Origin of the sequence: Mesorhizobium sp. M0047 (assembly GCF_040323315.1) — a bacterium.
Lineage (GTDB): Bacteria > Pseudomonadota > Alphaproteobacteria > Rhizobiales > Rhizobiaceae > Mesorhizobium.
The window spans coordinates 231732-255310 of record NZ_JAMYUW010000002.1; the positions used below are offsets into that span (position 1 = coordinate 231732).

Annotated in this window: 23 protein-coding genes; 6 read left to right on the forward strand and 17 right to left on the reverse strand. The window is 64.1% G+C overall.

The features are described 5' to 3' along the window. The first annotated feature begins 10 nt into the window (after positions 1–10). Genes NKJ89_RS02880 through atzF form a run of 4 tightly spaced genes read left to right on the forward strand, consistent with a single transcriptional unit; the run spans position 11 to position 4356 of the window. Complete coding sequence (locus NKJ89_RS02880) at positions 11–1543, forward strand: ABC transporter ATP-binding protein (RefSeq protein ID WP_352599697.1); 1533 nt, start codon at positions 11–13, stop codon at positions 1541–1543. After that, entirely contained in the window at positions 1543–2211 is a 669-nt protein-coding gene (locus tag NKJ89_RS02885; protein ID WP_023759783.1) for a cysteine hydrolase family protein, read from the forward strand. The genes NKJ89_RS02880 and NKJ89_RS02885 overlap by 1 nt, the downstream gene beginning before the upstream one ends. Beyond that, a complete protein-coding gene (locus NKJ89_RS02890; protein WP_023759784.1) occupies positions 2204–2554 on the forward strand; it encodes a cupin domain-containing protein in 351 nt (116 codons plus the stop codon). Before NKJ89_RS02885 ends, NKJ89_RS02890 begins: the two co-directional genes overlap by 8 nt. Then, the gene (gene atzF, locus NKJ89_RS02895; protein WP_352485509.1) at positions 2551–4356 is read left to right on the forward strand and encodes an allophanate hydrolase; all 1806 of its coding nucleotides are present in this window, start codon (positions 2551–2553) and stop codon (positions 4354–4356) included. The genes NKJ89_RS02890 and atzF overlap by 4 nt, the downstream gene beginning before the upstream one ends. A 97-nt stretch (positions 4357–4453) precedes the next feature. Here atzF and NKJ89_RS02900 read toward each other — a convergent pair whose 3' ends face one another. The 3 genes from NKJ89_RS02900 to flhA are packed head-to-tail and all read right to left on the reverse strand — an operon-like array spanning position 4454 to position 7679. Further along, positions 4454–4840, reverse strand: coding sequence for a hypothetical protein (locus tag NKJ89_RS02900; protein WP_352599699.1), 387 nt, complete (start codon positions 4838–4840; stop codon positions 4454–4456). A 2-nt stretch (positions 4841–4842) separates the two neighbouring features. Continuing rightward, on the reverse strand, positions 4843–5595 hold the full coding sequence (gene fliR / locus NKJ89_RS02905; protein ID WP_023761712.1) for a flagellar biosynthetic protein FliR: 753 nt from the start codon (positions 5593–5595) through the stop codon (positions 4843–4845). Beyond that, the gene (flhA, locus tag NKJ89_RS02910; RefSeq protein ID WP_031260872.1) at positions 5592–7679 is read right to left on the reverse strand and encodes a flagellar biosynthesis protein FlhA; all 2088 of its coding nucleotides are present in this window, start codon (positions 7677–7679) and stop codon (positions 5592–5594) included. Before flhA ends, fliR begins: the two co-directional genes overlap by 4 nt. Before the next feature lie 144 nt (positions 7680–7823). Here flhA and NKJ89_RS02915 point away from each other — a divergent pair, with 144 nt between their 5' ends. Both NKJ89_RS02915 and NKJ89_RS02920 read left to right on the forward strand, forming a co-directional pair. Then, positions 7824–8123 (forward strand): putative quinol monooxygenase, encoded by a 300-nt coding sequence (locus NKJ89_RS02915; RefSeq protein ID WP_352599701.1) that lies wholly within the window; start codon positions 7824–7826, stop codon positions 8121–8123. 112 nt (positions 8124–8235) lie between these two features. Then, positions 8236–10017, forward strand: a complete 1782-nt coding sequence (locus NKJ89_RS02920; RefSeq protein WP_352599703.1) for a chloride channel protein — start codon at positions 8236–8238, stop codon at positions 10015–10017. Between the two features lie 47 nt (positions 10018–10064). Here the strand turns inward: NKJ89_RS02920 and NKJ89_RS02925 are convergent, their stop codons facing one another. The 14 genes from NKJ89_RS02925 to NKJ89_RS02990 form a co-directional block, all read right to left on the reverse strand. Next, complete coding sequence (locus tag NKJ89_RS02925) at positions 10065–11708, reverse strand: MFS transporter (RefSeq protein ID WP_352599705.1); 1644 nt, start codon at positions 11706–11708, stop codon at positions 10065–10067. A 270-nt stretch (positions 11709–11978) separates the two neighbouring features. Beyond that, positions 11979–12245 (reverse strand): flagellar biosynthesis protein FliQ, encoded by a 267-nt coding sequence (gene fliQ / locus NKJ89_RS02930; protein WP_023761707.1) that lies wholly within the window; start codon positions 12243–12245, stop codon positions 11979–11981. A 24-nt stretch (positions 12246–12269) separates the two neighbouring features. Continuing rightward, positions 12270–12677 (reverse strand): flagellar hook assembly protein FlgD, encoded by a 408-nt coding sequence (flgD, locus tag NKJ89_RS02935; protein ID WP_352599707.1) that lies wholly within the window; start codon positions 12675–12677, stop codon positions 12270–12272. Beyond that, the gene (gene flbT, locus NKJ89_RS02940) at positions 12677–13120 is read right to left on the reverse strand and encodes a flagellar biosynthesis repressor FlbT (RefSeq protein WP_023761705.1); all 444 of its coding nucleotides are present in this window, start codon (positions 13118–13120) and stop codon (positions 12677–12679) included. The genes flgD and flbT overlap by 1 nt, the downstream gene beginning before the upstream one ends. Next, complete coding sequence (gene flaF / locus NKJ89_RS02945) at positions 13117–13464, reverse strand: flagellar biosynthesis regulator FlaF (RefSeq protein ID WP_023761704.1); 348 nt, start codon at positions 13462–13464, stop codon at positions 13117–13119. Before flaF ends, flbT begins: the two co-directional genes overlap by 4 nt. A gap of 31 nt (positions 13465–13495) precedes the next feature. Continuing rightward, positions 13496–14539: a flagellar hook-associated family protein gene (locus NKJ89_RS02950; RefSeq protein ID WP_352599709.1), complete on the reverse strand. Its 1044-nt coding sequence runs from the start codon at positions 14537–14539 to the stop codon at positions 13496–13498. A gap of 3 nt (positions 14540–14542) precedes the next feature. Then, on the reverse strand, positions 14543–15994 hold the full coding sequence (flgK, locus tag NKJ89_RS02955) for a flagellar hook-associated protein FlgK (protein ID WP_352599711.1): 1452 nt from the start codon (positions 15992–15994) through the stop codon (positions 14543–14545). A 27-nt stretch (positions 15995–16021) separates the two neighbouring features. Next, positions 16022–17278: a flagellar hook protein FlgE gene (locus NKJ89_RS02960; protein ID WP_352599713.1), complete on the reverse strand. Its 1257-nt coding sequence runs from the start codon at positions 17276–17278 to the stop codon at positions 16022–16024. Between the two features lie 100 nt (positions 17279–17378). Next, positions 17379–18047, reverse strand: a complete 669-nt coding sequence (locus NKJ89_RS02965; protein WP_352599715.1) for a response regulator transcription factor — start codon at positions 18045–18047, stop codon at positions 17379–17381. 220 nt (positions 18048–18267) lie between these two features. After that, the gene (locus NKJ89_RS02970; RefSeq protein ID WP_352599717.1) at positions 18268–18855 is read right to left on the reverse strand and encodes a transglycosylase SLT domain-containing protein; all 588 of its coding nucleotides are present in this window, start codon (positions 18853–18855) and stop codon (positions 18268–18270) included. Then, a complete protein-coding gene (fliK, locus tag NKJ89_RS02975) occupies positions 18785–20191 on the reverse strand; it encodes a flagellar hook-length control protein FliK (protein WP_352599719.1) in 1407 nt (468 codons plus the stop codon). The genes NKJ89_RS02970 and fliK overlap by 71 nt, the downstream gene beginning before the upstream one ends. Next, positions 20188–21570 (reverse strand): MotC family chemotaxis protein, encoded by a 1383-nt coding sequence (locus tag NKJ89_RS02980; protein WP_352599721.1) that lies wholly within the window; start codon positions 21568–21570, stop codon positions 20188–20190. Before NKJ89_RS02980 ends, fliK begins: the two co-directional genes overlap by 4 nt. Then, complete coding sequence (locus NKJ89_RS02985) at positions 21567–22961, reverse strand: MotB family protein (RefSeq protein ID WP_352599723.1); 1395 nt, start codon at positions 22959–22961, stop codon at positions 21567–21569. The genes NKJ89_RS02980 and NKJ89_RS02985 overlap by 4 nt, the downstream gene beginning before the upstream one ends. Further along, a complete protein-coding gene (locus NKJ89_RS02990) occupies positions 22958–23578 on the reverse strand; it encodes a hypothetical protein (RefSeq protein WP_023761694.1) in 621 nt (206 codons plus the stop codon). The genes NKJ89_RS02985 and NKJ89_RS02990 overlap by 4 nt, the downstream gene beginning before the upstream one ends. Position 23579 lies beyond the last annotated feature (1 nt).

Consider the following 23579-nt stretch of genomic DNA (forward strand, 5'->3'; position numbering starts at 1 on the left):
GGAACCGAGGATGAACAAGATCACCGGCCACAAGGCCGTCGGCGTCGAGACCATCGGCATGACCATGCGCTTCGGCGCCTTCACGGCGCTGGGCGATGTTTCGATCAAGGTGCCGGCGGGATCATTCCATGCGCTGCTCGGGGAAAACGGCGCCGGCAAGTCGACACTGGTCAAATGCATGATGGGTTTCTACCATCCGACCTCCGGCGAGATGCTGGTCGACGGTCGCGAGGTGGCAATCGCCAGCCCCCAGGACGCCTCGGCGCTCGGCCTTGGCATGGTCTACCAGCATTTCACCCTCGTGCCGTCGCTGACCGGCGCGGAAAACCTGGTCATCTCGCGCGAAAAGGTGCCTGCCATCATCGACTGGCGCAAGGAGCGCGACGAACTTGCCGTGTTCATGGACCGGATGCCTTTCAAGCTTCCGCTCGATGTCAAGGTGGCCGAACTTGCCGCTGGCGAGAAGCAGAAGCTGGAGATCGTCAAGCAGCTCTATCTCGGCCGCTCCTTCATGGTGTTGGACGAGCCGACTTCGGTGCTCACCCCCGCCGAGGCGCAGGAGGTGCTCGGCCTCGTGCGCGCCATGACCAGGGCCGGCGACCTCACCGTGCTGATGATCTCGCACAAGTTCCACGAAGTGACGGCGTTCGCCGACGACGTCAGCGTGCTGCGCAAGGGCAGGCTCACCGGGACCGGCCGCGTCGTCGACCTCGACCACAGGCAGATGGCGGCGATGATGATCGGCGACCAGCCGATCGCGGCGCTCGACAGCCGCGCCGAGCCGAAGCCGGACGCCGAGATCGTACTCAAGGTCAAGGCGCTGAAGGCGCCTGATCGCACCGGGCTGAAGTCGATCCGGATCGAGGACCTCGGCGTGCGCTCCGGCGAGATCGTCGGCATCGCCGGTATTTCCGGCAACGGCCAGAAGGAATTCCTCGAAGTACTGGCCGGGCAGCGCCCGCGCGACGCCGGCGAAGTGATGGTGCGCGGCACTGCCTATGCGGCGACGCGCGCCGAGGCGCGTGCGCTCAACGTTCGCCTCATTCCGGAGGAGCCGCTGAAGAACGCCTGCGCGCCTAAGATGACCGTGGCCGAAAACATCTCCTTCCGCACCTTCGATATTGACGGCAATGGCAAGCCGGTGAGTTGGATCAGTGCCGGTGCCATCAAGGCCTTCAGTGCCCACCTGGTCGAGCAGTTCAAGGTCAAGACCGCCTCGCTATCCTCGCCGATCGCCTCGCTGTCGGGCGGCAATGTGCAGCGCGCCGTGCTCGCCCGCGAACTCACCGGCGAAGTCGACCTTCTGATCGTCTCCAATCCGTGCTTCGGCCTCGACTTCTCGGCAGTGGCCGAAATCCGCGCCCGCATCATGAAGGCGCGCAATGCGGGTGCGGCCGTGCTTTTGATGTCGGAAGACCTCGACGAGCTGCTCGAACTCTCCGACCGTATCCTGGTCATGTCGGACGGCGCACTGGTCTACGAGACGCCGATCGCGCAGGCGAGCGTGCAGACGATCGGCGCGCATATGGCTGGACATCATTGATGGCTGAAATCGCAGCGCAGCCGTTTCCGTTCGCCTTCAAGCGTGAGAGCATGGTGCTGGTCGTCATCGACATGCAGCGCGATTTCGCCGAGCCCGGCGGCTTCGGCGCCAGCCTCGGCAACGATGTCAGCCGGGTCGTGGCGATCGTGCCGACGGTGAAGCGGCTGATCGAGGGATTTCGCGCCGCCGGCCTGCCGGTGATCCACACGATGGAGTGCCATCGTCCGGACCTTTCGGATCTGCCGCCAGCCAAGCGCAATCGCGGCAATCCCACAATCCGCATCGGCGATGTAGGGCCGATGGGCCGCGTGCTGATCGTCGGCGAGCCGGGCACGGCGATCCTCGACGAGCTTGCGCCGCTGCCTGGCGAGATCGTCATCAAGAAGCCCGGCAAGGGCGCATTCTACGCCACTTCCTTTAACGAAGATCTTAAGAGGCTTGGCGCAGGGCAGCTGGTCTTTGCCGGCGTCACCACCGAGGTTTGCGTGCAGACGACGATGCGCGAGGCCAACGACCGTGGCTATGAGTGCCTGCTCGCCGAGGACGCGACGGAAAGCTATTTCCCCGAGTTCAAGGCCGCGGCGATCGCCATGATCAGGGCGCAGGGCGCCATCGTCGGCTGGACAGCGACCACCGATCAGGTACTCAAGGGAATTGCCAATGCCTAATCTTGCCTTTGCCGGCCTGCTCGACGGCGGCTGGCGCGATCTGGCGTTCGAGCCTTTCCGAGATGGAATCAGTGTGCACTGGCTGCTGAAGGGCGGGCCGGTGGAGCCGTCGGTCGCCGTCCTCAGCTACCGGCCCGGCGCCGGCGTGCCGCGCCATCGCCATGTCGGGCTGGAAACCATCGTCGTGCTGGAGGGAACGCAGAGTGACGAGAATGGCGACTATGCCACCGGCAGCGTGGTGCTCAATCCGGTCGGCACAGAGCATTCGGTGTGGACGAAAGACGGCTGCGTCGTGCTGATCCAGTGGGACCTGCCGGTGATCATTCTGGGGGAGGCCAAATGAGCGACCTGCGCTTCGACATAAGCAGCCTGCACGCCGCCTATCGGGCAGGCATTGGCATAGACGAAGTCATCGAGACGGTGTACGCCCGCCTGAGGGCCGCCGACGATCCCGGCATCTTCATCCATCTGGCCGACAAGGCCGCGCTGCTGGCGGCCGCCGCCGCCCTCTGCTCGTTCGACCCGGTGGCCCAGCCACTCTGGGGCGTCCCCTTCGCCGTCAAGGACAATATCGACGTCGCCGGCATGCCGACGACGGCGGCCTGCGCCGAATACACCTACTGGCCCGACAGGGACGCCACCGTGGTGGCGCGGCTGAGGGCGGCCGGCGCGCTGGTCGTCGGCAAAACCAATCTCGACCAGTTCGCCACCGGCCTTGTCGGCGTGCGCACGCCATGGCCGATCCCGCGCAACGCCATCGACGCCGAGCTGGTGCCGGGCGGCTCCTCGTCCGGGTCGGCGGTGGCGACGGCGCGCGGCATCGTCTCGTTTGCGCTCGGCACCGACACCGCCGGCTCCGGCCGCATCCCCGCCGGCCTCAACAATATAGTCGGGCTGAAGCCGACGGTCGGCGCGCTGTCGGCCGCCGGCGTCGTGCCGGCCTGCCGCACGCTCGACTGCGTGTCGGTGTTCGCATTGACCGTCGACGACGCCTATCGGGTGTTCTCGGTGGCGGCGGCGCGCGACGCCGCAGATCCATATTCGCGCGACATCGCTGTCCAGCCGCTCGCCGTACGCCCGCCCGTGCTGAGCGTCGGCATCCCGGCAAAGGCCGACCTGAAATTCTTCGGCGATGCGGCAATGCAAGCCGGCTTCGAGGCCTCGCTTGCCACGCTGTCGCGGCTCGGCTGCCGGCTGGTGGAAATCCCCTTCGGCGATTTTTACGCCACCGCCAACCTTCTCTACGAGGGCGCTTGGGTGGCCGAGCGCTATGCAGCGATCCGCGATTTCATGGAGGCCAACGAAGCGGCCCTGCATCCGGTGACGCGCAAGATCATCGGCGGCGCGCGCAAGCTTACGGCGGCGGACGCTTTCCGCGGTCTCTATGCCTTGCAGGCCCACAGGGCAAAGCTCGCTCCCGTCATCGCCTCTGTCGACTTGTTCTGTGTGCCGACCGCGCCGACGCATTACACAACCGCCGCTGTGCTCGCCGATCCGATCGAGACCAACACCCGCCTCGGCACCTACACCAATTTCGTCAACTTGCTCGACATGTGCGGCATCGCCGTACCGACAGGCACGCGCGACGACGGGCTGCCGATGAGCGTGACCTTGCTGGCGCCGGCAGGCCGCGATGCGCTGACAGCGGCGCTCGCCCGCGACCTGCATGCGGCGAGCGGCGCTTCGCTCGGCGCAACGGGCTGGCCCCAGCCCGGCCCGCAGCCGGCCGCCGTGCCGCCCTGCGACGGCATGATCGATCTGGTGGTGGTCGGCGCGCATCTGTCGGGCATGCCACTCAACGGCCAGCTCAATCAGCTCTGCGCGCAATTCCTGCGCGCCACCAGAACCGCCGCCGCCTACAAGCTCTATGCGCTGGCCGGGCAGTCGGTGCCGAAACCCGGCCTGATCCGCGTTGCAGATGGCGGCACGCCGATCGATGTCGAGGTCTGGCGGCTTGGACCGGAGGCCTTCGGCCGTTTCGTCGCCGCCATTCCGGCACCGCTCGGTGTAGGAACGATCGAACTCGAGGATGGCAGCGCGGCCAAGGGGTTTCTCGTAGAAACCGCCGGCCTAGCGGACGCGTCCGATATCTCCGCCTATGGTGGTTGGCGCAATTTTACCAACCGCGACCAAAAATATGGCTGATCAAACTGACCTCTGGTCCAAAAGGCCCGTCACTTCGAATGAACCCTAAATTCGGGCTCGGCTTCGTTGGTTTGCGCAAGCGGGTAGCGGATGCCAACTACTTCTCATGTCCCCGCTTCTGCGCAATCAGGTCCAGCCGCTCGCGGTCGGAGCGTTCACGCTCGTCGCGGTTGCGCACCTCCTTGTAGGCGCGTTCGACCATGTTGGTGCGCGCGGTTGCGGCGGCGATGAGGCTAGCTTCTTGCTTGGCGCTTGTCAGGTTCGCCTCCTGGCGGACGACGGCTTGGGCGATGCGACGGTGATAGAGATCGGGAAACAGGCCGGAGAGGGAATCGGCCTGGTCGAAATGCCCGACCAGATCGCGGGCTTCGGCCTCGGCGTTGCTGGCCGCGGCAAGGAAGGTGGCGTGACGGGTTTCGTGCAGCGCCTTCAACTGCTCCTGCACCTTGACCAGTTTCCTGAGACGGTCCTTGCGCGTGGTCATGGTCATCTCGCCAGCGTCAGGTCGACAAAACCGTCGACGAACAGCGACAGCATTGTGCCGATGGCGAAGTAGAAGATGATCATGCCGCCGGCGATGATGAAGGGCTGGGAGATGAAATAGATCGGGATCTGCGGGGTCAGCTTGTTGACGAAGCCGATCGTCAGATTGACGAGAATGGCATAGGCGACGAACGGGCTGCCGAGGCGGATGACCAGGAAGAAGGTGTCCGAGACCGTGTCGGTGACATCGACCAGTGCGGCCTGGGGGTTGAAGAAGATGTTGACCGGCGCGACCGTGTAGGAAGATACCAGCGCGCGCACGATCTCGTGGTCGAAATCGAAGACGAACAGCATCAGCAGCGCCGAAAAAGAGATGATGGCGGCAAGCGCCGCCTGGGGTTCGGGCTCCTCGATCGCCGGTCCGCCGGTGCCGCCATAACCGATCAGCATGGCGATGGCCGAGCCCATGAAGCGCAGGGCTTCCATGTAAAGCCTAGTCATCGCGCCGATCAGGCCGCCGACCAGCAGTTCCGAGATGATCATCGGCACCAGGATTTGCGGGCGCGGGTCGACGAAGGGAAAGATCTTGTCCCAGAGGAAAGCGAGCAGGCCGCCGGTGGCGGCGACCGCCACGAACAGCCTGACCTGGACCGGAATGCGGGCACTGGACAGGCCCGGCATCAGCATGAAGCAGGCGCCGATACGGCAGAAGGCGAGGAACGCCGCGATGACGACGCCTTGCGAGAGCACGCTCACGATATGGTTCCGAGCACCCTGATTTCGACGCCCTTGGCGATTTCGACATGGCTGAGCACCGGCAGCGTGGTGAACAGCCGCTCGATGATCATGCGCACATAGGGACGGGCATCGGGCGCGGTGACCAGCACGAAACGTTCGCCGGCTTCCAGATATTTCTTGATCGCCTTGGTCGCGTCCTGGCCGAACTCTTCCAACTGGCGCGGGTCGATGTCGAACTCACGCACTTCGCCCTTGGCGTCGCGCTTGAGGCTCTGGTGGAAGGCGAGGTCCCAGCGGTTGCCGAGGCGCAGCACCTTCAAAACGCCACCCTCGGAGAGGTCGCCACAGATCTGCTGGGCCATGCGGATGCGGACATGTTCGACGATTTGCTCGGTGCGGCGCACATGCGGCGCGATCTCGGCAATCGCCTCGATGATCAGATGCAGGTTGCGGATCGAGACCCGCTCGGCGAGCAGCAGCTTCAGCACCGCCTGCAGGCCTGGATAGGAGATGTGCGTGGTGCAAATCTCGTCGGCGAGCTTGCGATATTCCTGGTCCTGCCGTTCGAGCAGCGCCTTCATGTCCTTATAGGACAGAAGCTGCGGCAGGTTGTTGCGGATGACCTCCGAGAGGTGGGTGAGCAGCACCGACATGTTGTCGGCGAAGGTGTAGTTCTCGCGCTTAAGGTCTTCAGAGAAGGTTTCGAGCACGGAGTAGGCCCGCATGCCGAAAGCCGGCTCGCGAATTTCCTCGCCGGGTATTTCGGGCATGTCGCGGTTGCCGAGCAGCACCATGATCTCGCCGACACGCATCTGGTATTCGGCCACCACGGTGCCGTGCACCTTGATCTGATAGCTCTTCGGCGGGATGGCGAAATCGTCGGCGACGCGCACCTCCGGCACGACAAAGCCGTATTGGGTCGCGAATTTCTTGCGCATCTTGGCCATGCGGAAAACCAGTTCCTGATGCGACGTCAGCAGCCTCGTCGACAGCTGCTTGCCGATCAGCAGCTCGATCTCGGCGGTGGCGAGCGAGGCCTTGACCGAGTTCTTCTCCTCCTCGACCTTGGTCGCCTTTTCCTGGTCCTTGATCGCTTCAGCTTCGGCGAGGGCGCGGTTGTGGCGCATCGGGATGACGTAGCCGAGGCCGGCCATGCCGGCGGCGAGCGCAAAGAACGGGAACACCGGCAGGCCGGGCATCAGACCGAGCAGCACCAGCAGCGATGCGGCGACGTAGAGGGCGCGCGGATGGGCGCCGAGCTGGCCGAACACCGCCTGGTTGGTCGAGCCGCGGGTGCCGCCCTTGGAGACGAGCAGGCCGGCGGCGAGCGAGACGATGAGCGCCGGGATCTGGGTTACGAGGCCGTCGCCGACAGACAGCTTGATGAACACGTCGGCGGCTTCGCCCATGCCCATGCCGTGCCTGATGTAGCCTATGGCAATGCCGCCGACGATATTGATGGCGGTGATGATGAGGCCGGCGATGGCATCGCCGCGGACGAATTTCGAGGCGCCGTCCATCGAGCCGAAGAAGGAGGATTCCTCTTCCAGCTCGCGGCGGCGTAGCTGCGCCGTCTTGTCGTCGATCATGCCGGCGGAGAGATCGGCATCGATCGACATCTGCTTGCCGGGAATGGCATCGAGGGTGAAGCGGGCGCCGACTTCGGCGATACGGGTGGCACCCTTGGTGATGACGATGAAGTTCACCACGATCAGGATCATGAAGACGATGAGGCCGATGACGAAGTCGCTGGCCATCACCAGCTTGGAGAAACCGGCGATGACATAGCCGGCCGCGTGCGTGCCCTCATTGCCGTGCGACAGGATCATGCGCGTGGTGGCGATGTTGAGCGATAGCCTGAGCATGGTGGCGATGAGCAGCACGGTCGGGAATGACGAGAAATCGAGCGGCCGCTGGATCCACAGCGCCACCATCAGGATCAGTACCGAAAGCGCGATCGAGAAGGCGAGGCCGATGTCGATGAGAAAGGCCGGGATCGGCAGGAACAGCACGGCCAGTATGATGACGATGCCGATGGCGAAGAAGACGTCGCGGCCGTTCTTGGCCACCGCGCCGGGCTGGATGCTTTCGCTGATCGCCATGTCGTCCCCAAACCATAGACTGCCGAGCGCGCGACAGCCTGGTGAAGGTAGCCCGCCAAGCTTGCGCGAGGGTGGGAGACTGGCTAGTTCGAACGAGCATGCGCGGGTGGCGTGCGGGCCGGCTTGGCAAAGAAGGGAAAACCCATGCTTCTGATCATCGGCACCATCCGCTTGCCGCCAAACAAATTGGAGGAAGCCAAACCCGCCATGGAGCGCATAGTTTTGGCCAGCCGTGCCGAGGCCGGCTGTGTCCAATATTCCTACGCGCGGGATGTCTTCGATGCCGGGCTCATCCGGGTCACGGAAGTCTGGAGCGACAGGGCGGCGCTGGATGCGCATTTCGCCTCGCCGCACCTTGCGGACTGGCGTACGAGCTGGTCGGCACTTGGCATCGGCGAGCGCAACCTCGTGCTCTATGAAGCCGGCGAGCCCACGCCTACCTGATCGGTTTGCCACAATGGCGCCTCGTCTGTCGCCATTGTGGTTGCCATGCCCTGTCGCCGGGCGTATCAGGCGGCCTTTCCACTGCCTTTTGTGATGTCGGCGAGCCGCCCCGGTGCTTTCCAGAAACCACAGCGAAGTCTACGCCCGGCGGCTGCGCGCCGTGCTGATCCGATCGGTGCCGCTGCTCGAGGCTCGCGGCATAGCGGTGGTCATCCTGGCCGGTGCCGTCGGCGTGATGGCGGGCCTACTGGTCACGGCGATGAGCCAGATCGTGCAGGACCTGCACGGGCTGTTGTTCGGCGTCCAGCCCGGTGGTCGGCTTTCAGGCATGTTCTCGCTCACCAGTCCGGTACAGGCGCTGGTACCGGCGATCGGCGGCATCCTGCTTGGCCTAACGGTGATCTGGCTCAGAATCCGGAAATTCCGCACGCCGATCGATCCGATCGAAGCCAACGCGCTCTATGGCGGACGCATGTCGCTGACCGACACCTTCATCATCGCCGGCCAGACGATGATCTCCAGCGGTTTTGGCGCCTCGGTCGGGCTGGAAGCCGGCTACACCCAGGTCGGGTCCGGCCTGGCGTCACGGCTGGCGCGCTTCTTCAGGCTGCGCCGCAACGATGTCCGCATCCTGGTTGGCTGTGGTGCGGCCGGTGCCATAGCGGCCGCCTTCGATGCACCGTTGACCGGCGCCTTCTATGGCTTCGAACTGATTATCGGCATCTATTCGGTCGCGAATGTCGCGCCGGTCATGACAGCCGCGATCTCAGCCTCGCTGACCGCCGAAATGTTCGGCGGAGCGCCGTTTCCGCTTGAGCTTTCGGGCCTGCCGGCGCTCACCGCCAGCCAGTACGTGCCGTTCCTGCTGCTTGGTCTGCTCGGCGGGGCCGTGGCGATCGCCATCATGCATCTGGTGACGCTGATCGAGCGCGGCTTTGCCAGGCTGTCGATCGATGCGTCGCTGCGCCCCGTCATCGGCGGCGTCGTCGTCGGCTTGTTGGGACTGATCACGCCGCAGGTGCTGTCCAGCGGCCATGGCGCCCTGCACCGCGAATTCTCGATGAATTACGGGCTGGCCGTGGTGGCCAGCGTCTTCGTGCTCAAGCTGGCGGCATCGGCGGTCTCGCTGGGATCGGGCTTTCGCGGCGGATTGTTCTTTGCCTCGTTGTTCCTCGGCGCGCTGCTCGGCAAGGCGTTTGCGGATGTGATGGTCATCGTCTCCCCGGCAGCCGGCATTGACCCTGCCGTCGCCGCCGTCGTCGGCATGACGTCGCTCGCCGTCGGCGTCGTCGGCGGACCGCTGACTATGACCTTCCTGGCGCTGGAATCGACCCGCGACCTGACTCTGACCGGCGTCGTGCTGGCGGCCTCGCTCATGTCGGCGATCCTGGTGCGGGAAACCTTCGGCTACTCGTTCTCGACTTGGCGCTTCCATCTGCGCGGCGAGACCATCCGCAGCGCCCACGACGTCGGCTGGATGCGCAGCCTTACCGTAGGCTCGATGATGCGCAAGGATATCAAGACCATCTCTGCCTCGACGACGCTGGCAGCCTTCCGCAGGCAAGTGCCGCTCGGCTCGGCCCAGCGCGTCATCGCCATCGATGCGGGCGACCACTATGTCGGCGTGCTGATCGTGGCCGAACTGCACAGCGATCTATCCGACGGCGAGGTCGCGGTGCGCGATCTTGCCAAGTACAAGGACGCGGTGCTGGTGCCCAGCATGAACGTGCAGGCCGCCGCCGAGACCTTCCAGCGCGCTGGCGCCGAAGAACTCGCCGTGGTCGAGGATTTCACCGACCATATCGTGCTGGGGCTGTTGACCGAAGGCCATTTGATGCGGCGCTACGCCGAGGAACTCGACAAGGCGCGCCGGGACCTGTCGGGCGAGGGTTAGCGTAACCCAGGGCAAAATCCTTACGAGAGCCGGCGCGGTTGCCAAGCCTAATGCTCGATCGGCCCCTTGGCCATCACGAGAGCGGTGCCGGCGGTCGTCGGGCGCTCGATCATGCGCCGCACGCGCGGCGGCTCGTCGCCGCTGTGCAGCGCCCGCACGCGCTCGCCGATGACGGCGTCGGCATGGGTGATGCGTCCATTGTGGCGCACATATTCGATCCAGGTCGGCGTATGATAGTGCTCGATCCAGATCGCCGGATTTTCGAGGTCGCGCGCCAGCGTCCAGTTGCGGGCGCCGTCACGGCGGCGGACACGGCGACGTTCGGCCATGATGGCGAGGAACTCGGGTACGTCCTTTTCGCGGATGACGTATTCGATCATGATGGCGATCGGCCCGCTGCGCGGCTTGAGGTCAAGCGCCAGGTGCGGTTCCCTGAAGCGGTTGAGTGGATCGAGGTTAAGCACCTGCTGTTGTGGCAGCGGCAAGAGCAGACCGATGGCGCCGCCGGCCAGCATGGCGATGCTGGCCGCGATCAGCGCGGTTTCGGCGCCATGGGCATCGGCAACGACGCCCCAGATCCAGCTGCCGAGCGCGATGCCGCCGAAGGTCGCGGTCTGATAGACCGACAGCACCCGGCCGACCACCCAGCGCGGGGTGGCCATCTGCACCGTGACATTGAAATGCGACAGCGCGATCACCCAGCAAGCACCACCGACGAGCAGGCCGAGTGAGGTCTGCCAGGCATGATGGCTGAAGGCGGCATTGAAGGCGCAGACGGCGAAGCCGGCGAAAGCACAGCGCACCATCGTCTCGCTGGACAGCAATTGCCGCAGCCTGACGCTGATCAAGGCGCCGCCGACTGCGCCGATGCCGAAAGCGCCAAGCATGATGCCGTAGGTCAGGGCGTCGCCGTTGACGACATCGCGCGCCACCAGCGGCAGCAGTGCCAGCACGGCGCCGGCGCTGAAGCCGAAAGCAGCGCCCCTGACCAGCACCTTGCCGATGTTGGGCGACATGGCGACATAGCGCAGGCCGGCGCCCATGGCGGCACCCAGCGACTCGCGCGGCAAGGTCGATACCGGCACGTCCGGCTTCCAGCGCGCCAGGACGACGATCAGGCCGATATAGCTCACCGCGTTTGCCGCAAACGCGGCCGCCGCGCCGGCAGCGGCGACGATGATGCCGCCGATCGCCGGGCCGACGCTGCGGGTAAGATTGAAGCCCATCGAATTGAGCGCGACGGCGGCCGGCACCTTGTTACGGGGCACGATGTCGCCGACGGAGGCCTGCCATGACGGGCTGTTGAGCGCGGTGCCGCTGTCGATCAGGAAAGTAAAGGCAAGCAGCGTCCACGGCGTGATCAGGCCGGAATAGGTGAACAGGGTCAGGAACACCGAGACCACCAGCATGAAGGTCTGGGCGATCAGCATCACCTTGCGCCGGTCGAAACTGTCGGCAATGGCGCCGGCGACGAGCGCAAACAGCATGATCGGCAAGGTGGTCGAAGCCTGGACCAGGGCCACCTGATAGGGGGAGGTGGCAATCGTGGTCATCATCCAGGCGGCGCCGACGCCCTGGATCAGGCCGCCGAAATTGGAGACGAGACTTGCACCCCAGACGGCGCGGAAAATGCCGTGCCGGAAGGGCGCCAGTGCCGAGACGCTCTCGCTGTCCGGCTTTTCGTCAATCATCGGTGGTTCCTGCCATGTCGTGCCGATTCGTCAGACGATCCGTTTGCTCAGGCCGTTTGCCGAAAGTAGGGCATGGCGCCGCAAAGGGCGAATGTCTTTCGAAAAAGCCCATGGTCCAACAATGGGATAGAGGAGGTCCACGCCTATCTGCCGCCAGACCTGAGGAGATGCATCGGGTCTGCAAGCGACCTGCCCGAATGCAAAGGACAATCTAGCCGCAGCCGTCTGCAAGCCTTGGCACTCGTTCCAACACAGTCGGATAGCTGCCGCTCAGAAGCCGTTCTGGATTCGCTCGAAGATGACGTTGGTGAAGGCTGATATCTGGCTGCCGATGAAAGGGCCGGTCAGCGCCACCACCAGCATGATGGCGACGATCTTCGGCACGAAGGTCAAGGTGATTTCCTGGACCTGCGTCAGCGCCTGGATGAGGGCGATGCCGATGCCGACCACCATGGCGACAAGCACCACCGGGGCGGACGCGGTGAGCACCGTCCACACCGCGTACTGGACGATATCGAGAGCGTCGGCCTCGTTCATGGGACTTGCTCTCTGTCGAAAGCGTCAGCTCGCTGCCTTGACCGAGACTCCCGGCCCGACCGCGACTTCGGTGCCGTTCTGCAGCACTGCGATGAGGCCGCTGGTGGCGAGGCGCACCGACGCCACCGTGCCTGTCGTGTTGCCATCGGCGGAGGTTATCGATCGCCCGATCAGCGCGTCGGCCTGCGACAGCGCCGAGGACTGCATGATCTGGTCGAGCTTGGTGTTGCTTTGCACCGATTGCTCGACCTGCGAGAACGTGGCGAGCTGGGCGACGTACTGCGTCGAGTCCATCGGCTTGGTCGGATCCTGGTTCTTCATCTCGGCGATCAGAAGCTTCAGGAAGGACTGATAGTCGACCGCTGCCTTCGACGTCGACGCGGTGGCTTGGTTGGCGCCGGTCGGTATTTTCGTCGTCATGTCCACGTTCATCAGTATCGTGCTCCCACAGCCAGCGGGCGCTCGGCACCCGGAACGTCGTCGTTGCCGCCCAGGGCGCGGCGTTCAAGCGGATAGAGCGCGCGAATTGCTTTCAGCGCCTCGTAAATATAATCCTCGCCGACCATGCGGTCGATCTGTTTCAGCGCGCCGCAGATCTGGGTGTCTTCGAAGCTTACAAGCAGCAACGGCAGCGAGCGGCGGAACATGTCGCGCGCGGCCGCCGCGCCGGCCGGGTTCATCAGCATGACCTGCAGGATGAAATACAGCTGCTTGAGCGGCGTCGAGGCATCTTCGGCCTGGATCACGTGGCTTTCGAGCAGGAACTGCACGTCGTTCATCAATTCGACGGTGACCTTGCGGTCGACACGGATGACGGCGCCGTTAATGTAGATCTTTTCATTCGGCTTGAGCGATATCTTCAGTGTGTTGGTCATTGAATGCCGTCCCTGATGATCTGGGACACTTCGATCAGCCCTTCGAAATTGTTGGTGCGGCCCTGGCGAATGTCCTCCGCCTCGCGCAGCAGCCACAGACCGATGGAAATGAGGTTGGCGCGCAGTTCCTTGGGCAGGGCGTTGTCGCTGGAGCCGAGGTCCTCGACGAAGGCGGTCCAGACACGGTTGGTGAAATTCAGTGCCTCGATCGCCTCCATCGAACTGTGGCCGGCCGCCGCCGCTGCCGCCAGCATGTCGATCGAGCGGGTCAGGAGTTCCCGCTCGCGGTCCTTCGCATCGGCTACTGAGGTGCTCTGGATGTCGGCGTAGGAGAATTGGTACATCGTTGGGGCTCTACCGTTCCGTTAAGCGTTGTCAGGTCAGGTAATTCAGCAGGCTGAGCTGCTGCAGGCGTGCGGTCAGCGCGAAGGACGTTTCGATGTGCTGCGTCAGGTCGGCGACGCGGGTCGCGGCTTCGGCTGGATCGACGCCAACCAGATCGACAATATGCCGTTCGAACAGATCGGTCTGAGTTTTCATACGGTCGTTTGCGTCGGACAGCCGCTTCTGGACGATGCCGGTCTCGGACTGAACCTGGGCAATGCCGCTCAGCGCTTCGCCGACCAGCAACGTGGAGCGGCTGACGACCGTGTTCTTCGCAGCCTGGCTGATGTTGCTGGACATCAGGCTGGCAACCATGGTTGCCGCCATGGCGAGCTTCTGGATGCCGTCGCTGTTGGCACTGCTCGAGGTCGGTGTGGTTTCGTTGAGCGCGATGCGGCTGACGATCTGCTGGTCGGTGGCGTTCGACCAGTTGCCTTGCCATCCCGGACCCATGAACTGCGGTACGACGTCGTTGGTGATGAAATCGTCCATCTGCGCGGCAGTGATGTTGGCGGCTGCCGGGTCATCCGGGGTGAAACCGAAATTGGTGACGAAGGAAGCATCGAATGCCGCCTTTGCCGGCGAGCCGGCGGCGCTGAAGTCGTTGATCGGCTTGACGTCGGTGTTGGTGCCGGCGAACAGGTACTCGCCGTTGACGCTGGTGTTGAGGATCGAGGTCAGCTGCTGGATGGTCGCTTTGCCGGAATCCCGGGTGAGACTGTTGGAAGAATCGCTTGATGAGGCGGTGGTCAGGGCAGACAGGAATGTCTGAGCGGCGCCGGAGAGCTGGCCAAGCGAGGTCTGCGTCGAGGAAAGGCGAGCGCCGACCAGGCCGTTGGAGTCGATGATGACATTGAGCCGGTCGAGATCGCGCTGGAAGGTGACGGACTGGGCAGTGCGCCCTCCGAGAGCTAGACCGACATCGGCGACCTTGCCACTCGAGGACTCTTTCGTAGCTTTGACGAGATCGGCCTGCATGCGCATCTGCTGGGAGCGCATGGCGTTCGATATGGCGGCTGACGAGACAGAAGTCATGGATTATCCCACCGCGTTGAGCAAGGCCGCCATCATGTCGTCGACGGTTTTCATCATCCGGGCCGACGCCTGATAGGTGTGCTCGAGGTCGAGGAGCAGCGACATTTCCTGGTCGACATTGACGCCGGTTGCGTTGGACAGCGCCTCGGCGCTGCGCGAGGCCAGTGCTTCCTTGGCGTCGGAAGCGGTCGATGCCTGCTGGCGCATGCCCTCGAACCAGCCGATCGAGTTGGCCGCGTAATCGGAAACGCTGGACGTAGCCGAAACCCCGGCGGCGGGATCGAAGGCCATCGGCTGGTCGAGCCGATCGCCATAGGCAATCAGCAGGGTGGAATAGGATGCGCCACCGGTGTTGGCGACATAGGCCGCACCGTTGGCACCGCCGTCGCGCAGCAGCGTCGGATTGCCGCCGCTGCTCGGGTCCATCACCGCATTGACGCTGATGGATGCGGCAAGCCCGTTGACCAGCGTGCCCGCTGCCGGCACGGCCGGCGCGCCCGACCATGTGAAAAGGCCGGTTTTGTTAGGTTGCGATGGCGCCGTTTCGGCAAAGGCCGTGATCAGGCCGCGCGCGGTCTCGTCGAGCTGGCTCTGCATGGTCGAGGCGACGCCGTCGCGCAGTTGCAGCAGGCCGGCAAGCGTGCCACTGGCGCTAGTGTTGCCGCCGGCTCCCGCCGAGATCGGCACATTGTCGATATAGACTGCATTGCCGGCGGCGCCCGCGGTATAGCCAGCCGACGCCGCGAAACTGACCGTGCGCGGTATCGTCTCGAACAATGTCGTGCCGTCACCGGTGGTGATGACCATGTCATTGTCGCCCCGCGAGAAAGTCGACACCGGGACATAGTTCGAAATCTTCTTCAAAAGCGCGTCGCGCTGGTCGAGCGCATCGGAAACATCGTTGCCGGAGCGGGTTCCGGTCATGACGGCCGTGTTGGCATCCTGGAACTGGCTGAGCAGCGAGTTCAGGTCGTCAACCGCCGTGGCGATCTGGCCATCGGTCTGGGTGCGGAAATCCTGGACGGCCTTGGAGCCCTCGTTCAGCGAACGCACAACCTGCTTGGCGGCGTCGATGACGCTGGCTCCGAGGTTCTGGTTGGACGGGGAAGTGGCGTAGAGCTGCAGCGCCTGCTGCAGGTTGGCGATCGCGGACGAGGGCGAGGACGCATTGTCGACGCCGTTGACCGCAACTCCCAGCTGATCCATGCCGCTGAAGAGCGCGTTCTGGCCGCTCCAGGCCGACAGTGCGCCGAGATTCTGGCGGAACAAGAGGTCATTGGTGACGCGTTGAATATCAACCGACCGCGCGCCCGGCGCCGTGCTGGTGACGATGGCCTGGCGGCGCGAATAGTCCGGATTGGAGGCGTCGGCAACGTTGCGCGAGACAACGCTGGTCTGTCGCGCGGTGTTCATAAGCGCGGACTGGGCGATACTCAATGCGGTAGACAGTGACATGCGGTCTTTCGCGGGGCGGTGCCCGTTTTATCTCTTCAGGTTGACAAGGACGTCCATCAGATCGGAGCCGGTCTGGAAGACTTTCGAATTGGCGGTGTAGCTGCGCTGCGCTGCGATCATGTTGGTCAGCTCCTCGGCGATGTCGACGTTGGAGTTCTCGATCGCGCCGGAGATAATGGAGCCAAGCTTGCCTTCATTGGCGAAGCCGACACGGACCGCGCCCGACTCGGTGCCCTGCGAGTAGACATTGCCGGGCAGTGCGGTGAGTTGATCCGGGCTCTGCACGTCGGCCAGCGGGATCTTGTAGAGCGGTTTGGTGGAACCGTCCTTGTACTGGGCGTAGATGGTGCCGTCCTTGCTGATCTGGACCTTGTCGATGGTGCTCGGCGCGTTGCCGTTGACCTGGGCATCGGAAACGGTGAAGCCGGTGCCAAGCTGGGTCAGCGCCGACAGATCGAGCGAAAAGGCAGAGCCGTTCGGCACGGTGAATGAAACGCTGGTGGGCGTGCCGGTGAGCTTGCCGGTGGTGGTGTCGAAGGTCAGATTGGCCGAACCGAGCGCGCCGCCTGTGTAGGGAAATGAGGTTCCGGCAGTGGCCTTCGACTGGTCGAAGACCGCTACCTGCCAGGTGCCGGTGCCGGTGTTGGTGAAATAGACGTCGAGCAGCTTCTTGTTGCCGAGATTGTCATAGGCGACCATCGAGGATTTCGACGTGTATTGTGCGCCCGCAGCGTTGGCGGCGGGCAGGTTGGCGGTCGCGACCGGTGTCGCGCCTGCCGGCAGGTTGCCGGCATAGCTACCGTCGGTGCTCGGCGTCGCGGTCATTCCCTGGTCGGAGATGACAACCGGGACCAATCCCTCGAAGCCGTTGACCGTCGCTGCCGGCACGCCGTTGTCGTAGCTATAGGCCATCAGCTGGAAGCCGGCCGAGTTGACCAGCCTGCCCTGCCCATCGGGCACGAAGGCGCCGGCGCGGGTCAGGTAAGGTGTGCCGCTCGGATCCTGAACGACAAAGAAACCATCGCCGCTGACAGCAAGATCCGAGACCGAGGTCGTGTATTGAAGCACGCCCGGATCGCTGACCGCCTGACGGATCGTCGTGGTGATGCCGCCGGAATTATAAGCGCCGCCTGTAGATGGCATGACCAGCGTCGAGAACTCTGCGAAGGACCGCTTGTAACCGGTGGTATCGGAATTGGCGATGTTGTCGGCGACCGTCGACAGGCGGTTTGCTTGCGCGTTCATGCCGGAAACGCCGGTCCGCATCATTCCGTAGAGGCTCATCGAAACGTCTCCCCAATGTGCATGCCGCTGGCTCCAAAGTGGATGCCACTGGCAACGAGGCTACGCGTGTTTTCTTGCGCGAAGCTGGCGCGGCGCTGCATCAGAAGACCAGCCGGTAGCCAAGAAAGCGCTTGGAATCGATCGGATCGCTGCCCAGCTTTTCGCGCAGCTTCTTGCGCAGTTTGCTGATGTGGCTTTCGACCACGTTCTCCTCGACCTCTTCGTCGAAGATGCCGTAGATGGCGTTGAAAACCTGGGTCTTGGTGACGCGACGCCCGCGATTGCTGGCCAGATATTCGAGGATGCGGCGCTCACGGCGCGGCAGGGGCAGGGGCAGGCCGTCGATTTCTGGGTCGCGGCCGTCCATGAAGATGCGCATGGCGCCGATCTCGGTGTAGGCGACATCTTCCTGGGCGCGACGGCGGATTGCGGTGATGCGGGCCAGTATCTCCCTGATGTGGACGGGCTTGCGAATGACGTCGTCGACGCCGCTCTCAAACAACCGCAGCGTGTTCTCCAGGGAGTGCTGTTCGCTGAGCGCGATGACCGGAGCGCCGGTGCGATCGCGGATATGGCGGGGAGAGATGGAGCCATCGCGGCAGTCGCCGATGAGGAAGGCCCTGACCGAGCGAAGATCGGTGTCGGCGGCCGAGTTCACCCACTCACCAAACTCGCCGGATGCAAAGCCTGCACAGGCGATGCCCTCACGATCGAAAAGTGAATTGTATCCCTCTGTTACGAGCTCGCGCTCGTCAACGATAACAATCATCGGCCCGCCTCCGAATCAAATCATTTGCCCCGTGAAGAAAGGCGTATCCGCTGGCGAGAATCCTGAACAACCGTCATTTCTTGTAGCTAGTTTCTTGGGAGTCCGGAATCGTATCGGTTGCATTAGCATGCAGCCAAATATGCTTTCGAGGGTAAGAGCCGACTTGGTCCAAGCGACGAGTCAGGGTTGCGGGATCGACTCGCTGAACCGGGAAATACGCTTATGGGTTGCAAAAGCCGCGAGCGTTCGCGGTCCATTTTCCAAAGCCTGTGGCGACCATGTTGGCAATGACGCGGCAGACATAGATCTTCTGTGCCGGATCGTTGTCGGGACCGGCATGATAGCGGGCGACAGCCATCGACCAGGTCTCGTGACGGGCATGGAGGCCGGCCAGGAAGCGCGCCGCGTAATCGACGTTCTGGCGTGGGTCGAGCATGTCCTCGACGCTGCGAAAATGCGAGGCGTGGTAGTGATGGTTGATCTGCATGCAGCCAAGATCGATCAGCGTCTTGCCCTCGCGGCGGGCATTGGCAAAGGCGGCAAGGGCTTCGGCCCGGCTTTGTGGAAAGACCGCTTTTCCCTCTATATTCAAGGCGTTGGGTTGAAGGCTGCCCTTGTTTCCGGTCTCCGTCAGGCCAACGGCATAGAGGATGCCGGCGGGTACGCCATAGCGATCGGCGGCGCGCAGGATCTCCGGCTCGCAAGGGTTGGCCACAGCAGCGGCAGCGCTTGCCGCGCTAGATAATGATATCGCCGCCAGAGCGCTCGCGAGAAGGCGAAGTGCCGCGGCCGTAATCCTGCGCATCATCGTTGCGTTTTCCCGAGGGTTGCTGACCCGATTTCTGGCCGCCGGCTCCACCATTGCCGCTGCCCGAATTCCCCGGTTGAAAGGACGACGGATCGCGGCCCGTTGCCGCCGGCAACGGTGCGGTTGCATCAGAGCGGGTTGTGGCGGGGACTGCTACCGAAGGTTGCAGGATTGTGACCTTGTCGACCTCGAAGCCAAGCCCGCGCAGCGATTTGACGATGGCCTCGCTGTCGGCTGACAGACGACGATAGGCGTCATGTGTTTCAGGCTTCAGCTCAATCGAAAGTTGTTCTCCGGAGAGGCGAAGATGGGCCGTAACCATACCGAGTTCTGCTGGGTGCAGCTCGATCTTCAACATATGTGTCGGAACGGCAACAGAGCTGGCTACCTGGGCGGTCGTGGATGAGGCTGAAACTGCCTTTTGCGGGCCGCTATCGGCGGCTATGGCGTTGATCACATTGAGAGCTGCCTGGCTGATGGGACTTTGCGGCGTTGCTGGGTAGCTCCGTTCGGACACCACGTCGATGCGTGTCGCGGAGGGAGACTTTTTTCCCGCTTCGGGCCGCATCGCGGACTGGACGTCCTCAATGCTCTTCATTGCCGGCGCGGCGTGCTTCGACCGTACGCCGAGCGCCTCGGTAGCCGGCGCGTCCGGCAGCTTCTGGGTCGCCACCGTGTTGTCGCGTTTCGACGTGCTCGAGGCAGCACCGGCAGCACTCGGCGGCTTAGCATCAAGCTCCGTCAGAGACCCCTCGACGATCGAGACCTGCTCCGGCTTCGATACGGTTTCGAGGGCTTCGCGTCCGGCCGTCAATTTCGAGCGGTAGGACTTCGGCAGGGGAGCTTGCCCGTCGAGCGTCGGGGCCGGCGGGCTCTCGCCAGTTGATGCCTCGCGCCCGGCTGCTTTGGACGATGTCGAGAAATGGCGCAGGTCATGAAACGCGATCAGCAGCGGCAGGTCGTCATGAAGCGGCGCGGCATCGGCTTTCGGCGCTGTCTTTTCGGCATCGGCATCGTCCCTGTGTGACTTTGGTCCCAGGTCGTCCTTGCTGGCTTTCACGGCCGGCCCTTTGGCGGCGGCGAGTTGTCCTGGATCGGCCGACGGCGGCTCGGCCTTGCCGACATGGCCGGCAAGGCCGACAGCGAGCTTGCTCCAGCGCGGGTTGCGTGTTCCCGCTTCGGTCGTCGGCTGCCGTTGGGGGTGGGCAGAACCGGTGTCGCCGCGCAGCATCTTGCCGAAGCCATCGTCATCGTTCCTGCCATTTGCGGCCGGTCGCTCCGACGTCGCACGCGTGGAGGCAGATCCTGGCAGGGCCGGGCCGAGTCTGGTGGTCATTTGGGGGCGGCTCCAAGCATCTGGTCGATCACGTCGAGCTGTCGACGTGTTCTGGTCATGGCGGCGTCGGTCGGGTCGGTGGGCTGGGGACTGGCAGCAGGCGACGGTGCCGACGCCGGCATGACAGCCGCCGCATCGGCAGGCGCGGACGGAACCGCGTGCGTGTCCGGCGCACTGGCAGCTGGTCCGCCGGAGGCTGCGGCGGCGGCAGGTTGCTCCGAGATCGCGCCTTCGACCGGTGGCAGTCCGCTGACATCGGCGCCTTGCGGTGTAGCGGTCTCGAGCACCGGTGGTTGCCCGACCGTAACAGGGGCAGGCTTTTCCTCGGGAAGGGCGGTGGGCGGCGCCACGACTTCGCCCGCAATGGCCTGCGCGGCGTCGAGCAAGGCGCGGTCGCCATCCGACAACCGGCTGCGGTCGATCTTGCCAAGCTTGCCGCGAACATCCTCGATAGTGCCCGAGGTGACGGTGGAAAGGCTGGCATAGAGCAGGGCGCGGGGATCATCCTGGTTGGTGTTGCCGTCGCGGCCCTGCTCGGCCCGCGCCGAGGCGAAGGCCGACAGGTCGTTCAGGCCGTCGATCGCGGCGCGGCGGGCGATGCGTAGATAGATCACCTTCTCGCGCTCGGAATCCATCATCGAGGTGATGTCGGCGAGCTTGTCCTGGCTGATCGACATATGCAGTGCGATGACGCCGGAGACGAAAGAGTCGGCGAACTGGCTGGCATAGGGTGAATAAAGATAGCGCTCGACATATTGGGTGGAGGCAAGCGCGAAGCGTGCCGCGTCACCTTGCGCGACTGCAATGCCGACCGAACGGCGAAGTGCCGCTTCCTCGACCAGCGTGCCGGGGCTGAGCAACCTTGCCTCGTCGAGCAGACCAAGTGCGGCCGCTGGCTGGTCGCCGGCAAGCAACGAGCCTTTGACCAGCGCAAGGAAAGCGCCGAGATCTGGAGGCAGCGCCATGGGATCGATCGGCTTCAAGGCTTCGATCGCCTCGCCGGGCCGGCCGGTCAGGTAGTCGATCACGCCTTTGGCTAGGGCAAGGTTTTGCGGGTCCGTCGTGGCGCGCGACGCGGCAGCCTCCACCGTCACCGGGTTGCCGCCGCTCATGCCGTAGACAAGCAGGGCGCGAAAGTTCTTGGGGTCTTTAAAGTCCTCAGCATCGGCCGTGCGCAGGCGCGCATCCGCCATCTCCAGCAGCTTGGCCTGCATCGGCAGGGCGGCATGATCGCCGGTGGCTATGCGATCCTGCACCAGCTGCAGCGAGCGCACCAGCTGATATGGCTGCAGCGCTTCCTGAGCGAAGCCGGCCGACGGGTGTCCGACGGCCAGCAGCAGCAGGCCAATCAATCGGCTGGTGGCGGCCGTTCGCCTCATCCGTCGGTCGCCATCAGGATTTCGATGCGGCGGTTCACGGCCGCCAATGGATTCGCGGGGTCCTTCGGCTGGCGGTCGGCAAACCCTGCGACCTCGGTGATGCGGCGTTCGTCGACGCCACCGCGCACGAGCATGTAGTAGGCGGAATGCGCGCGCGCCGTCGACAGTCGCCAATTGTCGTAGCTGTCGCTGCGGAAAGGTCGCGCGTCGGTGTGGCCGTTGATGCTGATGGTGCCCTTTTGGCTGTTGACGATGCGGCCGATCTTCTCCATCGCCAGCACAAGTTCGCGTCTCGGCAGCGCCGAGCCAACCTCGAACATGCCGAAGTCGAACTGGTCGGTGATCGAGATGACGACACCCTTGTCGGTGGCTTCGACCGAGACGCCGTCGTGCAGCTTGTCGCCGGATTTGAAGGCATCGGCCAACTGCCGCTTGACGTCTGCCGCGGCCTTGACAGCGGCCGCGGTCGGCGCCTTCTCGCTGGTTTCGGGCTTGGCAGCCTTTTGCGCCTCGGCGTCGGCCTTGGCTGGGTCCGCGGCCTTGATGTCGTTCGGTTTGGTCTCGCCTGGTTTGGTCTCGCCTGGTTTGGTCTCGCTTGGTTTGGTTTCGCTTGATTTCGTGTCGCCGACCTTCGCCATTTCCGGATTCGTGGCCTGCTTGCCGATCGCATCCTTGGCCAGCGGTTCGAGCGGTGCGGCAGCGACAGGCGGTACGGCTTTGACTTTCGGCACTTGCGTTTCGGCGGCCTTGTCGCCGGGCTTGACCGGATCGCCCTCGATCCTGGTGCGCTCGGCACTGGCCTCCGCGGCGGGCGCCGCCATTTGTTGCGACCAGAAATCCGGCTCGAAGGGATCGCGGTAGGAGGCGCCGCCAGAGGCGCCTGTCGCTGGGCCGGCAGCCTGCGCGCCGCCGTCGCCCTTCTGACTGACGTTCTGCATGACGCCGGTGTCGGTGGCGATTTCCGAAAGCACCGCATAAGGATCGGCGAACAGATGCTCGTCGGAGTGCTCCGCCTGCGGCAGTTCCTGCTTTTCCTGCTTGCGGTCCGCCGAGCCGTCGCCGTCCTGGCCGGCCTTGTTGGTCGCCTTCTGCGGATTGTCGGCCGTCGTGCCGATCGCGCGCGGACCGTCGCCGAGATCCTCCAGGCCCTTGCGGCTCGAATTGCGGTCGACCAGCTTGACTGGGTTGAAGTAGCTGGCGACGGCCGCCTTGGTCTGCTCGTTGGCGGCGTTGATCAGCCACATGACCAGGAAGAAACACATCATGGCCGTCATGAAGTCGGCGAACGCGATCTTCCAGACGCCGCCATGATGGGCGTCGTCGTGGTCGCCCTGCGCATGCCGCACGATGATGATTTCGTGGGGGGCGTGTCCGGCCTCTGCGACGCTCATGCCAGAACCTCTGACAGGGTCGTCGACCATTCGGCCATGCGCGTTTCGAACACCGCCTCGTCGATGGCGACAGTGAGGTCGAAGCCCGGTGTCTCGACGAAGTCGAGATTGGCGGCGCGTGGCCCGAGCGATGCCTTCAGCGTTTCGAATAGTGAGAGCGGCCCGCGGACGGCGATGCGCACCGCTTCAGCATCGCCGACCGCCTCGCGTATCGCACTGGCGAGCACCTCGATCGAGCGTTTCTGCAGATCGTCGCTAATGATGCCGCCAATGATGCGAGCGACCGTGGCGGCGACAAGTCCGGTCACACGCGCCTCCATGGCATCGATACGCTGCGAGACCGCCTTGCCGATATCGTCGCCAAGGCTTTCGAGAAATACCCTTGCTTCTTCTGCATTGGCCTGGCGTTCGGCTTCGAGCGCTGCTTCATGCGCAACCGAAAGGCGCGCCTCAAGCGCAACCTCGGCCTGGACAACCGCTTCCGCGATCAGCGTGCCGATATCGGCTTGCGGGGCAGGGGTCTCCTGATTGTGTTGGGGATCGACCGTGGCCCGGCTGGCACGTTGCGTGCGTGTGCCGAAATCAGGCAGAAGGTCGAAGAGGGCTGCGGAGGGCATG